This is a genomic window from Malaciobacter marinus, assembly GCF_003544855.1.
GTDB classification, from domain to species: Bacteria; Campylobacterota; Campylobacteria; order Campylobacterales; family Arcobacteraceae; genus Malaciobacter; species Malaciobacter marinus.
Genome location: NZ_CP032101.1, coordinates 288503 through 309961 on the forward strand (window position 1 = coordinate 288503; position 21459 = coordinate 309961).

At 28.1% G+C, this 21459-nt stretch carries 22 protein-coding genes; 16 read left to right on the forward strand and 6 right to left on the reverse strand.

Annotated features, from left to right (window positions below; translation table 11 throughout):
• Positions 1 to 29: 29 nt before the first annotated feature.
• The gene (gene rsfS / locus AMRN_RS01475) at positions 30 to 356 is read right to left on the reverse strand and encodes a ribosome silencing factor (RefSeq protein ID WP_099312283.1); all 327 of its coding nucleotides are present in this window, start codon (positions 354 to 356) and stop codon (positions 30 to 32) included.
• 1 nt (position 357) lies between these two features.
• Complete coding sequence (nadD, locus tag AMRN_RS01480) at positions 358 to 912, reverse strand: nicotinate (nicotinamide) nucleotide adenylyltransferase (RefSeq protein WP_099312281.1); 555 nt, start codon at positions 910 to 912, stop codon at positions 358 to 360.
• A gap of 91 nt (positions 913 to 1003) precedes the next feature.
• Between nadD and gap the strand changes: the two genes are divergently transcribed.
• The 10 genes from gap to AMRN_RS01530 all read left to right on the forward strand — a co-directional run bounded on the left by gap (position 1004) and on the right by AMRN_RS01530 (position 12695).
• Positions 1004 to 2002: a type I glyceraldehyde-3-phosphate dehydrogenase gene (gap, locus tag AMRN_RS01485; protein WP_099312279.1), complete on the forward strand. Its 999-nt coding sequence runs from the start codon at positions 1004 to 1006 to the stop codon at positions 2000 to 2002.
• A gap of 8 nt (positions 2003 to 2010) precedes the next feature.
• Positions 2011 to 3207, forward strand: a complete 1197-nt coding sequence (locus tag AMRN_RS01490; RefSeq protein WP_099312277.1) for a phosphoglycerate kinase — start codon at positions 2011 to 2013, stop codon at positions 3205 to 3207.
• A 2-nt stretch (positions 3208 to 3209) separates the two neighbouring features.
• On the forward strand, positions 3210 to 3920 hold the full coding sequence (locus AMRN_RS01495) for a triose-phosphate isomerase (protein WP_099312275.1): 711 nt from the start codon (positions 3210 to 3212) through the stop codon (positions 3918 to 3920).
• Positions 3921 to 4748, forward strand: a complete 828-nt coding sequence (fabI, locus tag AMRN_RS01500) for an enoyl-ACP reductase FabI (RefSeq protein WP_079579781.1) — start codon at positions 3921 to 3923, stop codon at positions 4746 to 4748.
• A 146-nt stretch (positions 4749 to 4894) separates the two neighbouring features.
• Positions 4895 to 6103, forward strand: a complete 1209-nt coding sequence (gene lysA / locus AMRN_RS01505; protein WP_099312274.1) for a diaminopimelate decarboxylase — start codon at positions 4895 to 4897, stop codon at positions 6101 to 6103.
• 1 nt (position 6104) lies between these two features.
• Positions 6105 to 6884, forward strand: a complete 780-nt coding sequence (locus AMRN_RS01510) for an HAD-IIA family hydrolase (RefSeq protein ID WP_099312272.1) — start codon at positions 6105 to 6107, stop codon at positions 6882 to 6884.
• Positions 6881 to 7948, forward strand: coding sequence for a prephenate dehydratase (gene pheA / locus AMRN_RS01515; protein ID WP_099312270.1), 1068 nt, complete (start codon positions 6881 to 6883; stop codon positions 7946 to 7948). Before AMRN_RS01510 ends, pheA begins: the two co-directional genes overlap by 4 nt.
• 64 nt (positions 7949 to 8012) lie before the next feature.
• A complete protein-coding gene (hisC, locus tag AMRN_RS01520) occupies positions 8013 to 9119 on the forward strand; it encodes a histidinol-phosphate transaminase (protein WP_099312268.1) in 1107 nt (368 codons plus the stop codon).
• Positions 9120 to 9130: 11 nt separating this feature from the next.
• Positions 9131 to 10930: a 1-deoxy-D-xylulose-5-phosphate synthase gene (gene dxs / locus AMRN_RS01525; RefSeq protein ID WP_099312266.1), complete on the forward strand. Its 1800-nt coding sequence runs from the start codon at positions 9131 to 9133 to the stop codon at positions 10928 to 10930.
• A gap of 232 nt (positions 10931 to 11162) precedes the next feature.
• The gene (locus AMRN_RS01530) at positions 11163 to 12695 is read left to right on the forward strand and encodes a BCCT family transporter (protein ID WP_099312264.1); all 1533 of its coding nucleotides are present in this window, start codon (positions 11163 to 11165) and stop codon (positions 12693 to 12695) included.
• On the opposite strand, the gene AMRN_RS01535 is transcribed toward AMRN_RS01530, so the two are convergent.
• Positions 12687 to 13079: a tautomerase family protein gene (locus tag AMRN_RS01535; protein ID WP_099312262.1), complete on the reverse strand. Its 393-nt coding sequence runs from the start codon at positions 13077 to 13079 to the stop codon at positions 12687 to 12689. The genes AMRN_RS01530 and AMRN_RS01535 overlap by 9 nt on opposite strands.
• 10 nt (positions 13080 to 13089) lie before the next feature.
• Positions 13090 to 13635 (reverse strand): septum formation inhibitor Maf, encoded by a 546-nt coding sequence (gene maf, locus AMRN_RS01540; protein WP_099312260.1) that lies wholly within the window; start codon positions 13633 to 13635, stop codon positions 13090 to 13092.
• Between the two features lie 73 nt (positions 13636 to 13708).
• On the opposite strand from maf, the gene AMRN_RS01545 reads away from it, so the two are divergent.
• The 5 genes from AMRN_RS01545 to AMRN_RS01565 all read left to right on the forward strand — a co-directional run bounded on the left by AMRN_RS01545 (position 13709) and on the right by AMRN_RS01565 (position 17944).
• Entirely contained in the window at positions 13709 to 14659 is a 951-nt protein-coding gene (locus tag AMRN_RS01545) for a ketopantoate reductase family protein (protein WP_099312258.1), read from the forward strand.
• A 297-nt stretch (positions 14660 to 14956) separates the two neighbouring features.
• Positions 14957 to 15883, forward strand: coding sequence for an AEC family transporter (locus AMRN_RS01550; protein ID WP_099312256.1), 927 nt, complete (start codon positions 14957 to 14959; stop codon positions 15881 to 15883).
• A 1-nt stretch (position 15884) separates the two neighbouring features.
• The gene (locus tag AMRN_RS01555) at positions 15885 to 16460 is read left to right on the forward strand and encodes a hypothetical protein (RefSeq protein ID WP_099312254.1); all 576 of its coding nucleotides are present in this window, start codon (positions 15885 to 15887) and stop codon (positions 16458 to 16460) included.
• A gap of 39 nt (positions 16461 to 16499) precedes the next feature.
• A complete protein-coding gene (locus tag AMRN_RS01560) occupies positions 16500 to 17390 on the forward strand; it encodes an AEC family transporter (RefSeq protein WP_228199134.1) in 891 nt (296 codons plus the stop codon).
• A 32-nt stretch (positions 17391 to 17422) separates the two neighbouring features.
• Positions 17423 to 17944, forward strand: a complete 522-nt coding sequence (locus AMRN_RS01565; RefSeq protein WP_099312250.1) for an NlpC/P60 family protein — start codon at positions 17423 to 17425, stop codon at positions 17942 to 17944.
• On the opposite strand, the gene AMRN_RS01570 is transcribed toward AMRN_RS01565, so the two are convergent.
• Positions 17941 to 18420, reverse strand: coding sequence for a hypothetical protein (locus AMRN_RS01570; protein ID WP_099312248.1), 480 nt, complete (start codon positions 18418 to 18420; stop codon positions 17941 to 17943). The genes AMRN_RS01565 and AMRN_RS01570 overlap by 4 nt on opposite strands.
• Entirely contained in the window at positions 18420 to 20975 is a 2556-nt protein-coding gene (gene alaS / locus AMRN_RS01575) for an alanine--tRNA ligase (protein WP_099312246.1), read from the reverse strand. The genes AMRN_RS01570 and alaS overlap by 1 nt, the downstream gene beginning before the upstream one ends.
• 131 nt (positions 20976 to 21106) lie before the next feature.
• Between alaS and trxA the strand changes: the two genes are divergently transcribed.
• Positions 21107 to 21424 (forward strand): thioredoxin, encoded by a 318-nt coding sequence (gene trxA / locus AMRN_RS01580; RefSeq protein ID WP_079579765.1) that lies wholly within the window; start codon positions 21107 to 21109, stop codon positions 21422 to 21424.
• Positions 21425 to 21459 lie beyond the last annotated feature (35 nt).

Genomic DNA, 21459 nt, shown 5'->3' on the forward strand with positions numbered 1-21459 from the left:
TTACAGGACAAGAATAGCAAAGAGTATTTTTACTCTTTGCTTTGTTTTAACTCTTCTAAAAACTCTTCTAAATTATATTTTTCTCTATGTGCTTCACTCATAAGATGAATAAATGCATCTCCTAAATCAATAATAGTCCAATCATCATCTTCATCAACTCTTAAAAACTCTTCACCATCTGGTTTTAATTCTGTTTTTAAGTAATTTAATAAAGAGAAAGCATGTTTTGAGTTTAATGTAGTTGCAATAACTACATAATCAACAATGTAGTCTTTTTGTCTTAAATCTAAAACTTCAATGTTTTCTGCTTTTTTTTCATTAAGAATATCTCTTATTTTTTCAATCGTTTTGTTCAATTTAATTGCCTTTTTTGTTGGTTTTAAATAATGTTTTTACATCATTTTGTATTTTTTTTGGGATGTATTTTAAGTCGATATTGTTTCTTAAATTAGTTGAACTAATATCAATATCTATGTTTAAAGTTTTTATACTATCTAAATTTTCATTTAAAAAGCCAATTCTTTTTGCAAGAACGAATTCTACGTCATTTTTTAATGAATCTATTTTATACCATTTTTCTAAATTTTTAAAATTATCACTTCCAATAATTAAATATATTTTAGATAAGTCGTAAGATTTTTTTAAATATGAGATAGTTTCATATGAAGGAACTTTTCTGTTTTGCATAATTTCAAAATCACAAATTTCTACTTTGTTTTCATTTTCAAAAAGTTTTTTCAATAACAAAAATCTATTCTTTGGCTCTAAGTGAAAATCAGCCTTAAAAGGATTTAAATATGTTGGCACAATAAATAATTTATCTACATCAAGCTTTTCTAATGCTTTAAAAACTATTTTTTCATGTGCAATATGAGGTGGATCAAAACTACCTCCAAACACTGCTATACGCACTCATTTTATCCTTTTAGTATATAATTAAATAATATTATAGCAATTTTTGGATAAAATATCTAAAATTTACAAATAAATATAAAGGTATAGTATGGCTGTAAAAGTTGCAATAAATGGTTTTGGTAGAATTGGAAGATGTGTTGCAAGAATTATTGCTAATAGAGATGATGTTGAACTAGTAGCAATAAACGATACTGCAACACCTGAAATGTTAGAATATATTACAAAATATGATACTGTTCATGGAACATTTGACGGTGAAATAAAAGTAGAAAATGATTATTTAATAATGGGAAATGTTAAAGCAAAATTGTACTCAACAAGAGATGCAAGTGAATTAACATTTACAAAAGAGTGTGGTGCTGAAGTTATTTTAGAGTGTACAGGTGCTTATCTGACTCAAGAAAAATGCCAAATACACCTAGATAATGGAGCTAAAAAAGTTGTAATGTCTGCTCCTGCAAAAGATGATACTCCTACATTTGTTATGGGTGTAAATGAAGATAAATACAAAGGTGAAGCAATTGTTTCAAATGCCTCTTGTACTACAAATTGTTTAGGTCCTGTTGCAAAAGTACTTGATGATGCATTTGGTATTGAAAAAGGATTAATGACAACAATTCATTCATATACAAATGATCAAAATATTCTTGATGTTAAACATAAAAAAGACAAAAGAAGATCAAGAGCAGGTGCTCTTAATATGATTCCAACTACAACTGGTGCTGCTAAGGCTATGAAACTTGTTATGCCACAACTTGATGGAAAATTACATGGACAAAGTGTTAGAGTTCCAACTCCAAATGTTTCAATGGTTGATGTAAACTTAGTAGTTAGTAAAAAAACTACAAAAGAAGAAGTAAATGCATTATTTGAATCAAAAGCAAAAGAGCTTGCAGGAATTATTGCAGTTGATAATGAGATGATGGTTTCAAGTGATTTAGTTGGAAATACTAACTCTACAATAATTGCAAGTGATTTAACACAAGTGATTGGTGAAGATATGATCAAAGTTATGACTTGGTATGACAACGAGTGGGGTTACTCTTCAAGACTTATTGATATGGCTATTTTTGTAGCTAATAAATAAGGAACTCAATGAATTTACAAGAGATTAAAAATATAAATATTTCAGGAAAGAAAGTATTTATTAGATGCGATTTTAATGTACCAACTGATGAATACAATAATATTACAGATGATAGAAGAATTCGAAGTGCTTTAAATACAATAAGGTATTGTATTGATAATGATTGTTCTGTTATCTTAGCTTCACATTTTGGCAGACCTAAAGATGGATTTGAAGAAAAATATTCTTTAAAACCAATAGCTAAAAGATTACATACCTTATTAAAACAAGATATTAAAATGGCGCAAGATGTAATAGGTGAAGAGACTTTAAAAATGGCTAGTGAGCTAAAAAGTGGTGAAATTTTATTACTTGAAAATATGAGATTTGAAGCTGGTGAAACAAAAAATGATGAACATTTAAGTAAAACATTAGCTTCAATGGCAGATATTTATATAAATGATGCTTTTGGGGTTTCTCATAGAGCTCATGCCTCTGTTGAGGGGATATCAAAATATTTTGATATAAATCATAAAGCAGCAGGTTTTTTACTTGCAAAAGAGATTAGATTTTTTTATCACATAGTAAATGAACCTAAAAGACCTTTCGTTTCAATAGTTGGTGGTTCTAAAGTTTCAGGAAAACTAGAAGCACTTTATAATCTTGTACCTAAAGTTGATAAGATTATTATTGGTGGAGGAATGGCATTTACATTTTTAAAAGCCTTAGGTTATGAAGTTGGAAACTCTTTAGTTGAAGACGATTTAATTCCAGAAGCTGCTAAAATAATGGAACAAGCAAAAGATTTAGGAGTTAAATTCTATCTTCCTGTTGATGTTGTTATTGCAGAAACTTTTGATGAAGAATCTTTTGCTAAAGCAACAACAGTTCAAGAAATACCTAAAAATTGGATGGGACTTGACATAGGACCAGCAACTGCACTATTATTTTCACAAGCAATTGAAGATGCACATACAATTTTATGGAATGGTCCAATGGGTGTTTATGAAATGGATAAATTTGCAAAAGGTAGTGCAAAAATTTCTCACGCAGTAGCAAGTTCATATGCAACAACTGTAGTTGGTGGTGGAGATACTGCTGATTTAGTTAGAGTTACAGGTGATGAAGATGATATGACATTTATAAGTACAGGTGGTGGTGCATCTTTAGAATTAATTGAAGGAAAAATTCTTCCAGGTGTTAAAGCACTGGTAATTGAAGGTTAAAAATGGTAATTATTGCATCAAATTTTAAAACTAACCATACAAGGCAATCAACAAAAGAGTTTATATCTTTTATAAATGATTATTTGAAAAAAGATAGTATCAAAAATGAAATAATTGTTTTCCCAACAGCTACAAGTCTTGATAGATTTAATACAGTACCAAACCTAACACTTGGAACACAAAATGCATATGCAACAATAAAAGGTTCATTTACAGGTGAAATTGGCACTTCACAATTAGATGAGTTTGGTATTAAAACAATTTTAATTGGGCATAGTGAAAGAAGACATGTTTTAGGTGAGACTCAAGAACAAATAGCTGAAAAATTTAATTTTTATAAAGAGCTTGGATATAAAATTATTTATTGTATAGGAGAGCCTTTAGAAGTAAAAGAACAAGGCTTGGAAAAAACATTAGAGTATATTTATGAGCAATTTGTAGGAATTGACACAAATTATGAGAATCTAATTTTAGCATATGAACCAGTTTGGGCTATAGGAACAGGAGTTACTGCTACAAATGAAGATATTGTTAATGTACACAATGCTATTAAAAAGAAAATTTCTAAACCTTTACTTTATGGTGGAAGCGTAAAAGTAAATAATGTAAAAGAGATTTGCTCTTTAAATAATGTTGATGGTGCATTAATTGGAACTGCTTCTTGGAATAAAGAAGATTTTATTGAAATTATAGAAAAAACAAAGGATATATAGATGATTATGAAGGGTAAAAAAGGTGTTATTTTAGGGGTTGCAAATAATAAATCAATTGCATATGGTATTGCAAAAGCTTGTGCTGAACAAGGTGCGCAAATTGCTTTTACATATTTAAATGATTCACTAAAAAAAAGAGTTGAACCAATCGCTGCTGAGTTTGGAAGCTCTGATTATGTTTATCCTTGTGATGTTAGTAAACCAGAAGAGATTAAAGCATTAAAAGAATCACTTGAAAAAGATATGGGTAAAATTGATTTTATTGTTCACTCAATTGCATTTGCACCAAAAGAGGGACTTTCAGGAAGATTTTATGATATTTCTAAAGAGGCGTTTGATATTGCTATGGATATATCTGTTTATTCATTAATTGAAGTAGTAAGAGAGTTAAAACCACTTTTAAGTGAAAACTCTTCAGTACTTACATTAACTTATTATGGTGGAGCTAAATATATTCCAAACTATAACTTAATGGGTATTGCAAAAGCAGCTTTAGAAATGACTACAAAATATTTAGCTGAAGATTTAGGTAAAGATGGAACAAGAGTAAATGCAATTAGTGCAGGACCTATTAAAACTTTAGCAGCTGCTGGAATTGGTGATTTTAGATTTATGCTTAAATGGAATGAAGCACACTCTCCATTGAAGAAAAATGTAACAACAAGTGAAGTTGGAAACTCTGGAATGTATCTACTTTCTGATTTAAGTAGTGCAGTAACAGGAGAGATTCATTATGTTGATTGTGGATATAATCTAATGGGAATGCCTGCTGTTAACTTTGATGAAAATGGTAGACCATCAATTGCTTGGAATGGTACTGATAAATAGTATTTTATTAAAAAATATTAGCTTGGATTTTTACTTATAGTAAATTTCTAAGCTAAACTTTTCATTGCTATTTATTTAAAAAAGAAGTTTTTATTTAGAATTTATTGAAGTTTTAAATTGAAATTTTATGAATTATAGGGAAAAGAATGAGTATTAATTTTAAAGAGTTAGCTAACAAATATCAAACACCATATTATGTTTATGATTTTGATCATATAACAAAGCAGTATAATGAACTTAAAAGTTCATTTAAAGCAAGAAAATCACTAGTTGCATATGCGGTAAAAGCAAATTCAAATTTAAGTGTTATCAAACATTTGGCAAATTTAGGTGCAGGTGCAGATTGTGTATCAATTGGAGAAGTAAAAAGAGCTTTAAAAGTAGGAATACCTGCATATAGAATAATATTTTCTGGAGTAGGAAAAATTGATAGTGAAATAAAAGAGGCTTTAACTCTAGGCATTTTGATGATAAATGTTGAAAGTGATGCGGAGCTTAATAGAGTTGAACAAATAGCAAAAGAGCTTGATATTGTTGCAAGAATATCTGTAAGAGTAAATCCAAATATTGATCCAAAAACACATCCATATATATCAACTGGATTACATGAGAATAAATTTGGAGTAGATATAGATACAGCTAAAAGAATGTATATTCAATGTAAAAATTCAGATTATTTAGAACCAAGAGGTATTCACTTACATATAGGTTCACAATTAACACAATTAGAGCCAATTAAAGAGTCTGTAAAAATTGTTTCAGATTTAGTTAAAAATCTTGCTGCTATTAAAATTGAATTATCATTTTTTGATGTTGGTGGTGGTTTAGGTATTATTTATGATGATGAGAAACTTATAGATACAAATGAGTATGCCCAATCAATATTAGAGTGTTTATTTGGTTTAGATATTACAGTAGTTTGTGAACCAGGAAGATTCTTAGTTGGGAATTCTGGAGTTTTTGTTACTAAAGTTTTATATGAAAAAGTAAATGGGAATAAAAGATTTGTAATAGTTGATGGAGCTATGAATGATTTGCTAAGACCAAGTTTGTATAATGCTTATCATAAAGTTGAAGTTTTAAATGATAACCAAGAGTTTAACGATTGTAATTTAGTAGGTCCAGTTTGTGAAAGCGGTGATTTTTTTGCAAAAGACGTACAGCTTCCAAAAACGCAGCATGATGATTTAGTTGCAATTTATAGTGCAGGAGCATACTGTTTTACAATGGCAAGTAATTATAATACAAGAGGTAAAGTGGCTGAAATAGCTTATGAAGATGGAAAAGATAGATTAATTAGAAAAAGAGAAACTTTTGAAGATATAATCGCACTTGAAGAGGAATATATAAAATAAAATGTTTTTCATAGATGTTCAAGGTACTTTAATTGATGATATAAATAAAAAACCAATCGCAGGTTCAATAGAGTTTATAGATTATCTAAATGAGAATAATATACCTTATGTTGTAATTACAAACAACACAAAAAAATTAAGTAAAGATTTTTTGCAATTTTTAAAAGATTTAGGATTTAATATAAAAGAAAAAAATTATATTGATCCTTTTGTTATTTTAAAAGATGTTGCAAAAAAAAGAAAAGTTGCAGCTTTTGGACAAGATAGTTTTCCAAAGGTTTTAACACAAATGGAATATGAACTTGAATATGATAATCCAGAAACTTTAATTGTATCAATAAAAAAAGAGTATACAAATGAAGATTATTCCAAAATGATTGAGTGTGCTTTAAAAACTGATGATTTAATTGGAATGCATGAAACATCTATTTATTCTAAAGATGGCTCAAGGTATCCAGGAGTTGGTGCAATTATGAGTATGATTAAATTTGCTGTAAATAAAGATTACAAAGTTGTTGGAAAGCCAAGTTTTAATTTTTATAATGAAGCTAGAAAACTACTTGATTGTGATAACTTTAACAAAATCACAATAATAAGTGATGATATGATGGGTGATTTACTTGGAGCTAAAAAGCTTGGAATGAAAGCAGTATTAGTTTTAAGTGGTAAAATTAAAGATGCAAATGAAGTCTTACCTACATTAAAGCAAGAAGAAAAACCTGATACTATTTGTAAAGACATGAGTGAAGTTTTAACACTTTTAAAAGGGAGAAGTTTATGAGTGAAAAGGGATTAGAAGAGCTAAGAAATAGACTTGATAGTATTGATAATGAAATGTTAGATTTAATTAATAAAAGAATGGATATCGTTCATCAAGTTGGCGTTTTAAAAGCAAATAGTGGGGGTTCTATTTATAGACCTGAAAGAGAAAGAGCTATTATTGATAGACTTGATAATATTAATACAGGAAAGTTAAATAGAAGAGCAATTGAAGCACTTTTTTTAGAAGTGTTTGCAATATCAAGAAATTTTGAATTACCAGAAAATGTAGCTTTTTTAGGACCTGCTGGAAGTTTTACTCACCAAGCTGCGGAGACTAGATTTGGTGCTATGAGTTCATATTTACCAATTGCTTCAATAAAAGGTGTATTTAGAGAAGTTTATACAAAAAAAGCAAAATTTGGTGTTGTTCCAATAGAGAATTCATCAAATGGAATTGTAAGTGATACTATTAATTGTCTAACTAAATATGATTTAAAAATCATTGCTGAGGTTATTTTAGATATTCATCATACTTTAGCTACAACATGTGATAAAGTTAAAGATATTAAAAAGATTTATTCAAAAGATATTGCATTTGAACAGTGTAGAAAATTTTTAGAAAATGTTGGTCTTGATGAGGTTGAACTCATTCCTGTTGAATCAACAACAAAAGCAGTACAATATGCATTAAAAGAAAAAGGAAGTGCTGCTATTTGTTCTCATGTTGGAGCAAAGATGTATAATCTTCCAATTTTATTTGAGAATATTGAAGATAAAGACAATAATAGAACAAGATTTTTTATTGTTAGTGATTTTGAAAATGCAAAAAGTGGAAAAGATAAAACATCTGTTTTAGTAAAACTTCCAAATAAAAGTGGTGCTTTAGTCGAGTTTTTAACTGATTTTAACGAGGCTAAAATAAATCTTACGAAAATTAAATCACATATTGTTGAGGGTGTTTCAATCTTTTTTATTGATTTTGATGGTCATAAAGATGATGAACATATACAAAAAATATTTGCAAAACATAAAGAGAGTATAAAATTTTTAGGATCTTATGTAAAAGAAGCAGATGATATCTAATAAAAAAATTTAGTTTTTTTTAAAACTAAAGTGTTAAAATCGAAGTTTATAATTAGGAAGAAAGATGCAATTTAATAAAGTTTTAGATGATGTAAAAATATACGAAGCTGGTAAACCAATCGAACTTGTTGTAAGAGAATATGGCGTTGATGCAAAAGATATAATTAAACTTGCATCAAATGAGAATCCATATGGAACTTCACCAAAAGTTACAAAAAAAGTTCAAGAGATTGCCAAAAATATGTTTATGTATCCAGATGACTCAATGTTTGAATTAAAAGAAGCTTTAGCAAATAAGTTTAAAGTTGAAAGTTCTAATATAATCATGGGCTCAGGAAGTGATCAAATATTGGAGTTTGCTATTCATGCAAAGTGTGACAAAAATTCAAAACTTCTTATGAGCAATGTAACATTTGCAATGTATGAAATTTATGGAAAACAAACAGGTGCAACAATTATTAGAACAGAAGATGATGAGCACAATTTAGATCAATTTAGGAAACTTTATAAAGAGCATAAACCTGATATGGTATTTTTGTGTTTACCTAATAATCCTTTAGGAGAGTGCTTAGATACTAAAGATGTTTATGAATTTTTAGAAGAAATAGATGAAAAAACTTTAGTAGTTGTTGATGGAGCATATCATGAATATGCAGCTTTTAAAGATGAAAAGAAAAAAATTGTAGTTGATGAACTTATTTCAAAGTTTCCAAATGTGATTTATCTTGGGACTTTTTCAAAAGCTTATGCATTAGGTGGTATGAGAGTAGGATATGGTATTGCAAAAAAAGAGATTATTCAAAATCTTTATAAGTTAAGACCTCCTTTTAATATTACTACGCTATCTTTAGCAGCTGCAGTTGAAGCTTTAAAAGATGAAGAGTTTGTAGTTGATTGTATAAGAAAAAACTTTGAACAAATGAAAAGATATGAAGAGTATGCAAAAACTAAAGGTTTTTCTTTTATTGAAAGTTATACAAATTTTATAGCAATAAAGTTTGATAAGATGTATAACTCTTCAGAAGTTGCACAAAATTTACTTCAAGAAGGTATAATTGTTCGAGACTTAACAAGTTATAAAGTTAATGCTATAAGAATTACTATTGGAAGTGATGAACAAAATACGAAAGTATTAAAAGTATTGGATGAAGTATTAAAAAAATTAAAATAGAAGATTTTGTTATGAATGTAAAGAGTAGAGATTTAGGCGAATTAGAAGAACTTTGTACTCAAATTAGAGAACGAATTATTGATGTAGTATCCAGAAATGGAGGACATTTTAGTTCAACATTAGGTGCAGTTGAATTAACAGTTGCAATGCACAAAGTTTTTGATGTCCAAAATGATCCATTTATTTTTGATGTATCTCATCAATGTTATCCCCATAAACTTTTGACAAGTAGATGGGAAAAGTTTGAAACTATTAGGCAATTTGGTGGATTAAGTGGATTTACAAAACCTAAAGAGAGCAGTGCTGATTATTTTGTAGCAGGACATAGCTCTACTTCTATCTCCCTAGCTGTAGGTGCAGCAAAAGCTATTAAAATCAATGATGAGCAAAGAGTTCCTGTTGTTATGATAGGTGATGGCTCTATGACAGCAGGAATGGTTTATGAAGCATTAAATGAATTGGGAGATATTAAACTTCCCGTTATAATAATTCTTAATGACAATGAAATGAGTATAGCCAAGCCAATTGGCTCAATTTCAAAATATTTAAGTAAAATTTTAGCAGGAAAATTTTATCAAAAACTTAGAGATAGAATAGATAAAAGCATTATACAAAAGCTACCAGAGGGTGCTAATTATATCGCTAAAAAGATTGAAGAGAGTATAAAACTTATTACTCCAGGTGTAATTTTTGAAGAGATGGGAATTGATTATATTGGACCAATTGATGGACATAATCTTGAAGAGATAATAGATACATTACAAATAGCAAAAGATCTTAAAAAACCAGTTATTGTACATGCTAAAACAGTAAAAGGAAAAGGTTATGCTATTGCTGAGGGTCAAAATGAGAAATGGCATGGAGTTGGACCTTTTGATGTAAAAACAGGAGAGTTTAAGAAAAAAGCAGGACCAAAGTCTGCAACTGCTGTATATGCTGATGCTTTAAGTGCATTAGCAAATGAACATGATGATGTAGTTGGAGTAACAGCTGCAATGCCTAGTGGAACAGGTATAGATAGATTAATGCAAGAGCATCCAAATAGATTTTGGGATATTGCAATTGCAGAACAACATGCAGTAACTTCAATGGCAGCAATGGCAAAAGAGGGCTTTAAACCATATATCACTATTTATTCTACTTTTTTACAAAGAGCATATGATCAAATAATTCATGATGTATGTATTATGGGCTTACCTGTTGTTTTTGCAATTGATAGAGCAGGAATCGTAGGAAATGACGGAGAAACACATCAAGGTGCTTTTGATATTTCATATTTAAGATTTTTACCAAACATGATTCTTTTTGCACCAAGAGATAATCAATCTTTACATCAAGCAATTAACTTTTCATATACCTTAGATAAACCCTGTGCTATTAGATATCCAAGAGGTGCATTTAAAGAGCTTGGCTATGAATCAACACCTTTTGAGCTTGGTAAATCTCAACTTTTAAAAGATGGAAGTTCAAATAAGTTATTTATTGGATATGGAGCTGGAGTTTCAAGAGCTTGCGAAACAGAAAAACTTCATAATGAAGATATTGCTATTTTAGATTTAAGATTTGTAAAACCACTTGATGGAAAAATGCTAAGTGCACTTGCTTCAAAATATGACAAATGGTATGTTTTTAGTGATTCTCAAAAACAAAGTGGAGTTGCAAGTGCAATTTTAGAATATGTAAATGAAGCAAGACTTTGTGTAAATATTACTTCTTTTGAGTATGAAGACCACTTTATTGTCCATGGTGAGACTTCTAAAGTTGAAGAGAGTTTAGAATTAACTGCAAAACAATTAGTAGAAAAAATATAAATTTTTTCTACTTTTTTATTATTTTTAAAGCAAATATAATTTTTTTTGGTTAGAATACGCGCGAAACTATAAATTACAAAATTTATATCCTTAAATATAATCTTCTAAAGATACTACTTAAATTTTAAATACTTTCAAAATTTATTCTATTTTAATATTTGATATAAGTGATTTTAAATATATTAATTTTTGTATTTTATCAAATTTCATAATAAATTATAAAGGGTAACTTGTGGATGTAAACAAACAAAATCTACAAAACACAGAAAAAATAGATAAAATCACTTTGCTTTTTAGTACGCTATTTTTAGTATCATTTGTTTTAATATCATTTATTGATGCAAAACTATTATCAACTTTAGTAAATGATGGATTTGCTTGGTCTTCAAAAGTTTTTGGAGCATATTGGCAAGTTTTATTACTTTTAACTTTTTTAATTGGTGTATATTTAGCTTTTTCTAAAACAGGAAGTGTGATTTTAGGAAAGTTAAATAATCCAGAAATGAGTACATTTCAGTGGATAGCAATTATACTTTGTACTCTTCTAGCAGGAGGAGGTGTTTTTTGGGCAGCAGGGGAACCAATTGCACATTTTATAACACCACCTCCAATATTTGAACAAACTGATTCAAACTTTCAAAAAGCTATTAATGCATTATCTCAATCTTTTGTACACTGGGGATTTTTAGCTTGGGCAATTTTAGGAACATTAACTTCAATTGTATTGATGTATTTACACTATGAAAAAGGTTTACCTTTAAAACCTAGAACACTTCTTTATTTTGTATTTAAAGAAAAAGTTATACATGGAAAATTTGGATCAATAGTAGATGGTTTTTGTATTATTGCAGTTGCGGCTGGAACAATAGGTCCAATAGGTTTTTTAGGTTTACAAATTTCATATTCCTTACATGAATTATTTGATATACCAAATAGTTTCTTAACTCAATCTAGTATTATTGTATTTGCAATTATTGTTTATACTTTATCTGCTCTTAGTGGACTAACAAAAGGTATTCAAATACTTAGTAGATATAATGTATATTTAGCTCTTTTTTTAGTGGCATTTATTATTATTCTAGGTCCAACAAATTTTATTATTAATAGTTATATTCAAGGTGTTGGTAATATGATTAATAATTTTATACCAATTGCAACATATAGAGCTGATACTTCTTGGCTTGGTTGGTGGACAGTTTTCTTTTGGGGTTGGTTTATAGGTTATGGTCCAATGATGGCTATATTTATTGCAAGAATAAGTAGAGGAAGAAGTATAAAAGAGTTAATTTTAGCAGTATCTTTTATAGCACCACTTGTAACAATGTTTTGGTTTACAATTGTAGGTGGAGCTGGTTTATCATATGAAATTGCAGAACCTGGAGTAATTAGTGAAGCGTTTAAAGGTTTCAATTTACCAGCTGCACTTCTTGCTATTACACAAAATCTTCCTTTCCCTTTGATTATTTCAATACTTTTTTTAGTTTTAACGACTATCTTTATTATAACTACAGGTGACTCAATGACATATACAATGAGTGTAGTTGTAAGTGGAAGTACAGAACCAAATGCTTACTTAAGAGTTTTTTGGGGAGTACTTATGGGGGCTTTAGCAATAATTTTAATTTCTGTTGGTTCAGGAGGAATCACAGCCTTACAATCATTTATTGTAATAACTGCTGTTCCTGTATCTTTGATTCTTTTGCCATCTCTTTTTAACTCTATAACAGTAGCTAAAAAAATGCATAAAGAACAAGGCTTAAGCTAAAAAGTCTTCATTTAGTGTCCATGAGGGAAGATACCTTTCAATTAGATGAAAATCTTCCCCATCATGTTTTGTATAAGTTAAATATTGATTTCTATTGTCAACTTTAAAAAGTTCATTTACAATAGCCATAAATCTCAAGGCTAACTCTCTTCTTTGTTCTATTGTTCTTCCATGCCTAATATCTAAACTCATTAAACATATGTCATCACCATCAACAGCTCTTCCAATACTAATATCATATTTTCCAACTTCATTTATTGAGATTGCAATATGTCCTTTATCTGTATCCATAACTTCTGAAAAAGCATCTTCTATTTTTAAAATAAACTCTTTTTTTATATCATCTGATACTTTTTTGTTTATTTCGAATTTTAAATGTGGCACAATTTATCCTTTATAAAAATGGTTTTAACTTTTCTACACAAAGTCCCATTGCTGTTGATTCATAACCTTTAACACTTTTAATGTATGGTTTACAAAACCCCTCAACCATAATAGCTCCAGCTTTCCCCATACATTCACCTGAGTTTATGTACTCTTGTATATGTTTTTCATCAAATTTATCAAATTCATAAGTAGTTGAAGAGATATCAATAAGTTCAAGATTTAAAGATTTATAAATCATACATGTAATTATAGTAGTACTATTTTGACTTTGCAAATTTAACATTCTTCTTGCATCTTCAAGATTTTTTGCTTTTCTTAAAAGTTTATTGTCGCATGTAACAACACTATCAGCAACTAATAAGGGTAACTCTTTAACTGTATATTTTTTGTATAATTCATCAAATTTACCTTTAGTTGCTTCATAACAAAATGACTTAGGATTTGTTGTTGTTATGCTATCTTCATCAAACTCTCCACCACTTTGAATAAAATCAATACCAAAGTTTTTTAAAATTAGTGCTCTTGTTGGTGAATTTGAACCAAGTCTTATCAAAATAATCCCTTTTTATTTTAATTATACTCAATTTGTATATAATATATTTTAAAATATTGATATAGGATTAAAAATGAATTTTATTATTATAGGTGCAGGTGGAGTCGGTTCTTTTTATGGAGTTAAATTACTTATGCAAGGACATAATGTAAAGTTTGTAGCAAGAGGTGAAAATCTAAATTACTTAAAAAATAACAAATTAAAACTTACTCATCCAGATTTTATTTTTGAAGATTATTTAGATGTAATATCAATAGATGAATTAAAATCAATTGATGTTAATAGTATAGATGCTGTATTTATTGCAACAAAATCTATGAGTACAAATGAAGTAAGTGAAAAATTATCATTATGGATAAAAAATGAAAATAAAATTCCATATTTTATCTCTTTGCAAAATGGGGTAGAAAATGAAGATAAAATGGCAAATTATCTACCAAAAGAGTTTATAATTGGAGGACTTACAAGATTAATTGCTGTTCATATAATAAAACAAGGTTTTGTTGAAGCAGTTGGAGAAGTGCAAACTATACTTGGAAGTATAAAGCCAACAAAACATTCACAAGAGTTTTTAGAAAAATTAAAAATAGAACTTGACAATGCAAATACTACAACAATTTTAACTAATAATATAAAATTAGAATTATGGAAAAAATTGATTATAAATAATGGTGTAAATGCAATATGTACATTACTTGAAGAAAAGTCTGGTACTTTAATAAATAAAGATGAAACTTCAATTTTAGTTTATAATTTGATGAAAGAAGCAGGGCAAGCATCCCATGCAGTAAAAGTAAATATATCTGAAAGTGATGTTGATGAGATGTTTGAGCTTATGAAAGAATTTGAATCAATAGTTCCCTCAATGTGGGTAGATAAAAAAAATAATAGAGATTTAGAACTTGATGATATTTGTGGAGTGGTTATAAGAAACTGTGAAAAACAAGGTTTAGATGCACCATATACTAGAACAATAGCAACAGTTTTACATTTGCAATATAATAAATTAAGGTTGAAAAAATAGTATTTGAAAAAAAGTTTTAAATTTTTTCAAAAGAGGGTCAAAAGTCATACTAAAGTCATCTAAATTTATTATAATTCCCGCATAAGAAGTAAATGTGAAGTATATTTGTTACTACAAAAATATATAAACATAGTGTAATTATTATAAACTTATTCTGGATTTTTCTCCCTCTCCATGATTTTTATTATCACATTTACTTCCTTATTCTTTTTATAACAACTTCAAAATAAAAAAATTATTATGCCTTATTAAATTCATTTTAGCTATAGTATTATCTTTCAGATTTTAAGGAAAGTTATGTACTTATTTTTTATTCTCCTTGGAAAGATTTTTCCTTTATACTTAAATATTATTATTGGATATTTCCTTGCTAAGTATTTTAAAGTAAGAAGAGATATTATTGCATTTTTATTAGTGTATATTTTAGGCCCAATTGTAATATTTTTTGCAACTATGTCCATACAAATCAATATTCAAATAGCTTTTTTACCAATATTTATATTTTTATTTGGAAGTGCCATTGCTTTTTATATTCTTATTAGGTATAAAAAATATTGGACTGATTCAAGTATTAATACTTTAGCTTTTACTTGTGGTACAGGTAATACTGGATATTTTGGAATTCCTTTAGCTATGATTTTACTAGAACCTCAAGTTGTAAATATATTTATTTTTGTAACTTTGGCTTCTTTATTATATGAAAATACAGTTGGATTTTATGTTACTGCAAAAGGAAATTTTACAGCAATAGAATCTATTAAAAAGATATTAAGACTTCCTTTAGTGTATGCTTTTATTTTAGGAATTATATTGAATTTGAATGGAGTAAATACTCCAGATTTTGTAATTCCATATTTTGAAAATTTAAAATGGGCATATGGTATACTTGGAATGATGATGCTTGGTATGGGATTAAAAGGGTTTAACTTAGAAGAAGATTTTGATAAAAAGTATATGAAAGTAGCCTATTTATATAAATTTGTATTTTGGCCTTTGGCTATGTTAATAATTATTTTTGCTGATAAAACATTTTTCAATTTTTTAAACGAAGATATTTATAAAGTATTATTTTTAATGTCAATTGTACCTTTAGCAGGAAATACAGTAACTTTAGCTATTTTATTAAAAGCCAAACCTGAAAAAGCGAGTTTTACTGTACTTTTAAGTACTTTAATATCTGTGATTTATATACCAGTTGTTTTGGCACTTTATGGAGGGTTTTAAGATGAAGAAATTATATTTATTTATATTTGTATCATTTTTTGTAAGTGGATGTATTAGTTTTAACATAAATAATATAAAATTGCCAAAGAAAACCTTAGATTTAAAGAATAGCAAAACTATTGCTACTTTTCACCCTTGTGCAAATTTTTCATATATATCAAATGTAAATGATAAAGAGTATGGAAAACTATTTATTGAGTATATAAACTTAGATAACAATTGTAGCTGGAATGGATTTGAAAGAGGTTTTTTTGAAGAACTATTTAAACAAACACTTAAAATAAAAAGTATGAAAATTGTAGAGCAGTATGATTTTGATACATATGAGTTTACTACATATTTAATAAACAATAACTCTTATGTAAATCTTATTTTTGTTTATGGTGTTAATAGTTCAAAGTTTATCTTGGATTATGAGGGTAGACTTTCAAAAGAGCTAATAAGTAAATATAAGCACTCTTATAAAAGTGAGTATATAAATAAAAAAAGATTTTTAGAAAATTATGATAAAAGTTTGGTAAAAATGGCAAACTTTTACTCTTACTTTTCTAGAGAAAGCAATAGGTATTTAGATTAAATGAGTCTGTTTTTTATATTATTATTGAAAATTACGCCTTTGTATATAAATATATTACTTGGCTATTTAAGTGTAAAGATTTTAGAAGTAAAAAAAGAATCAATTGCAAAATTGATTATTTATATAATAACTCCTGTTGTGGTTTTTTCTTCAACTATTAGTGTAAAAATAGATTTTAGCTTGGCAATTATGCCAATATTTTTTTATCTATTTTGTTCTTTTACTGCAATTATTGTTTATAATATTTTTAAAAAGCATTGGAGTGATGCTACTTCAAATATTTTAGCTTTTAATGCAGGAACAGGAAATGCAGGCTATTTTGGTATTCCTTTGGCTGTTTTATTTTTTGAACCTCATATTGCAGATATTTATATTTTTGTTCAATTAGCATTTATTTTTTATGGAAATACAACAGGGTTTTATATAACTGCAAAAAGTAATTTTACTGTTAGAGAATCATTAATAAAGGTTTTTAGATTACCAGTTGTTTATGCTTTTATTCTTGGACTTTTATGTAACTTATTTGGCGTAAAAATACCAGAAGAGTTATTTGTATATACTTCACAATTTAAAGGTGTATATGGGATTTTGGGGATGATGATTTTAGGTATGGGATTAGTTGGATTAAAAAAGAGTGAGGATTTAGATAAAAAATTTATCTTTTTAAACTTCTTTTTTAAATATGTATATTGGCCAGGAATGGTTATTTTATTTATATATATAGATAAAACAATAATACATTTTATAAATGATGAAGATATTTATAAAGTAATGTTTTTATTCTCAATTGTTCCTATTGCAAATAATGGAGTTACTTTAGCTATTATAAATGGAATAAAACCTGAAAAAGCTACTTTTACGGTTTTATTAAGTACCATATTTTCAATAGTGTATATTCCTATTATGATAGTTTTATATGGAGGATTTTGATATAATTTTTTTAAATACTTTAAGAAGAGAATATGAAAAAAGCTAAAAAATATTTGATTTTAACTTTACCTTTACTATTTAGTGGCTGTTCTTTATCTTTGCAAAGTGCAAAAAATTTATTTAACAGTTCAAACAATACTAATACTATTAGTATAAAAAAAGAGTATGAACCACAAAAGAGTGAGATAGCAAAAGCATTACTTTCTCAATATCATGAATGGAAAGGTGTAAAATATAGATATGGAGGAAACTCTAAAAATGGAATTGATTGTTCAGCCTTTATTCAAAGAACTTTTAAATCGAAGTTAAATGTAAAAATTCCACGTACAACATATTATCAATCAAGAGTTGGTAAGAAAGTATCAAAAAAAGAAGCGAAAGTTGGTGATTTGGTATTTTTTAAAACAGGAAAAAATAGTAGACATGTTGGAATTTATTTAGATGATGGAAGATTTATCCATGTGTCTAGAAAAAAAGGTGTGATTATATCAACTTTAGATAATGTTTATTTTAAAAAGCATTTTTGGAAAATCCAAAGAGTTTTAGAGAATTAAAATCCTCTAAGTGTAACTCCTAGATAAATAGCAATAAGTCCCAAAAATATATTTAATGGTATAAAATATTTTGCTATTGGTAAAAGTTGTTTTTTACATCCTGTAAAATCACCCTCATCAAATAGTTTTTGTGCCTTATTTCTTTTTACATATATAGTAATAAAAACAATACTCATAATTGTCCAAATAATCTCTTTAGCTATTACAACAGAATATAAGTTTGTTCCTTTGAATCCTAAAATTAAAATCATTATAATTGCTGTAATTAAAAGTATTAAAATAGTAGGAATTACCATATTAAAAAATCTTTTTAAATTCTCTAATGTTCTTTCTAACCTAATCTTTGGTTCTTGAATTCCTTGCATAGAGTAATGAATAGCAAACCTTATTGCTATCATTCCTCCTACCCAAACTACTGCACTTAATACATGTAAAAATATAAGAAATGCAAGATTATTTTCAAATAGTGTTAACATTATAAATTAGCTTTCACAAACTCTAAAGCTTTTTCTAAAGCTTGATCTATTTTTGAAACATCTTTTCCTCCAGCTTGTGCAAAGTCAGGTCTTCCACCTCCACCTCCACCAACAATAGGAGCAACATGTTTTATCCAATCACCTGCTTTAACAGGAGTGTTTTTACTTCCAGCTACCATCATTACTTTATCGCCTTTTGCTTGTAAAAGTAAAACTGCAAGTTTATCATTTGCATTTTTTAAATCATCAACTATTTTTTTAATATCACCATTTTTAACAATATCAACAACAACTTTAGTATCACCAATAACTTCTTCATTTATTGCTGAATTTGATGAGCTTTGAGACTCTTCTAACTCTTTTTTTAGTTGTTTAATTTGATCTTTTAGTTTTTTAACTCCAAGTGCTGCATCAATATTTTTTACTTCATTTTGAACTTCTTCATATTTTTGAATAATCTCATTTGTATAGTTAATTGCAGCAACACCACAAACGGCTTCTATTCTTCTAACACCTGCACTAACACCTGACTCTTTAATAATATAAAAGCTTCCAATATCAGAACTATTTTTTACATGAGTTCCCCCACAAAATTCAACACTTACACCACCAAAATCAACAACTCTTACAATATCACCATATTTTTCACCAAACATAGCAATTGCACCTTTTAGTTTTGCTTCTTTTATTGGCAGTTCTTCAATATTTGATTTAATCCCTCTAACAATCATAGAGTTTACTAAATCTTCAACTTCTTTTATTTGCTCATTATTCATAGCTTTTGGATATGTAAAGTCAAATCTTAATCTTGAAGCATCATTTAAAGAACCAGCTTGTGCTACATTTTCACCAAGAACCATTTTAAGTGCTGTTTGTAAAAGGTGGGTTGCACTATGATGTTTTGCAACCTCATATCTATTTACAACTACCCCATCAACTTTTTCACCAATAATTAAGTTTTTATTTGCAACTTTTACTTGTGAAAGATTTAAATCAAAGAATTTTTTAGTATCTAAAACTTCTGCAATGTGACTTTGGTCTTCAATTACTCCAATATCACCAGCTTGTCCACCAGATTGTGCGTAAAAAGGTGTTTTATCAAGCATCACCCAACCTGTTTGACCTATTTCTAAGCTATTTACTTCTTTAAAGTTTTCATCTAATAAACTTACAATTTTTGAATTACAAGTTGTTGAGCTATGCCCTATAAACTCATTTTTCCCATATTTTTCAAGTAGATTTTTGAAATCACCTTCATTTAGGCTGTCTCCACTACCTTTCCATGCTGCTTTGGCTTTATTTCTTTGTTTTGTCATTAGTTCATCAAATTTTTGAATATCTACACTTAGATTCTTATCTCGTAACATATCTTGTGTTAAATCTAATGGAAATCCAAAAGTATCGTAAAGTTTGAATGCTACTTCTGCAGAAAAATTATCTTTAGTATTTTTTAGCTCTTCTTCAAATAGACTCATACCTGATTCAATTGTTTTAAAGAATCTATCTTCTTCTAAAGTAATTTGTTCTTTTATATACTCTTTTTTCTCTCTTATATCAATATAATGAGAACCAACAATTGAGTCTAAAGTATCAACTAATTTAGCCATGAATGGTTTTCTAAATCCAAGAAGATAACCATGTCTTACAGCACGTCTTAAAATTCGTCTTAAAACATAACCTCTACCTTCTTTATCAAATAAGATACCTTGACTAATCATAAAACATACAGCTCTTAAATGATCAGCAATTACTCTAAAACTTCCAATGTTATCTTTTGATAACTCTTTTGTTGCTAAATTTTGTATATTATTTATAATTGGTGTAAAAAGTGAAGAATCAAAGTTATTAAATTTACCCTCTTTAATAGCTACAACTCTTTCAAGTCCCATACCTGTATCAATAGATGGTTTTGGAAGAGGAGTTGTTTTTCCACTTGCATCTCTTTCATATTGCATAAATACAAGATTCCATATCTCTAAAAATCTATCACCCTCACCACCTAAGTAGTCTTCCTCACTGTTGAAGTTTTCTTCACCTTGATCATAGAAGATTTCAGAACAAGGACCACAAGGTCCTGTATCACCCATTGACCAAAAGTTGTCTTTATCTCCAAATCTTTTGATTCTATCTTCACTTATATGCTCTTTCCAAAGTTCAAAAGCTTCATCATCACTATTATGAATAGTAACCCATAGTTTTTCTTTTGGTAAAGCTAAGTTTATTGTTATAAATTCCCAAGCATACGCAATTGCATCTTTTTTGAAGTAATCTCCAAAAGAGAAGTTTCCAAGCATCTCAAATAAAGTATGATGTCTTGCTGTATATCCAACATTTTCTAAGTCATTGTGTTTACCACCAGCTCTTACACATAATTGACAACTTGTTGCAGTTTTATTCTTTGGTGTTGGAATTGCACCTGTAAAAACATCTTTAAATTGCACCATACCAGCATTTGTAAATAATAGTGTAGGATCATCTGGAACAAGTGGCATGCTAGAAACCACTTCATGTCCTTTATTTTTAAAAAATTCTAAATACTCTTTTCTTACATCCATGAAATTACCCATTGTTAAATTAAAGTTTATATTTTACCCAAATAAAAATTTATAGAAGATTAGTACAACTTTTATTTAAGTTTAGCTTAGTATAATTATTGCACTTAAATATTAGATCTTAGGGGAATTATATGGGAAAATATATTGAATTAACACAAGAGAACTTTGAGAGCACAGTAGCAAATGGTGTATCATTAGTAGATTTCTGGGCACCATGGTGTGGACCTTGTAGAATGCTAGCACCAGTAATTGAAGAGTTAGGTGAAGAGTTTGATGGAAAAGCAAACATTTGTAAAGTAAACACTGATGAGCAACAAGACTTAGCAGTTAAATATGGAATCAGATCTATTCCTACAATTATCTTTATGAAAGATGGTGAAATTGTAGATCAAATGGTTGGTGCTTCTTCTAAACAAGCACTTTCTGACAAAATTAACTCACTAATATAAATAATATTCTTAGGGAATTTCCCTAAGAGTGACTT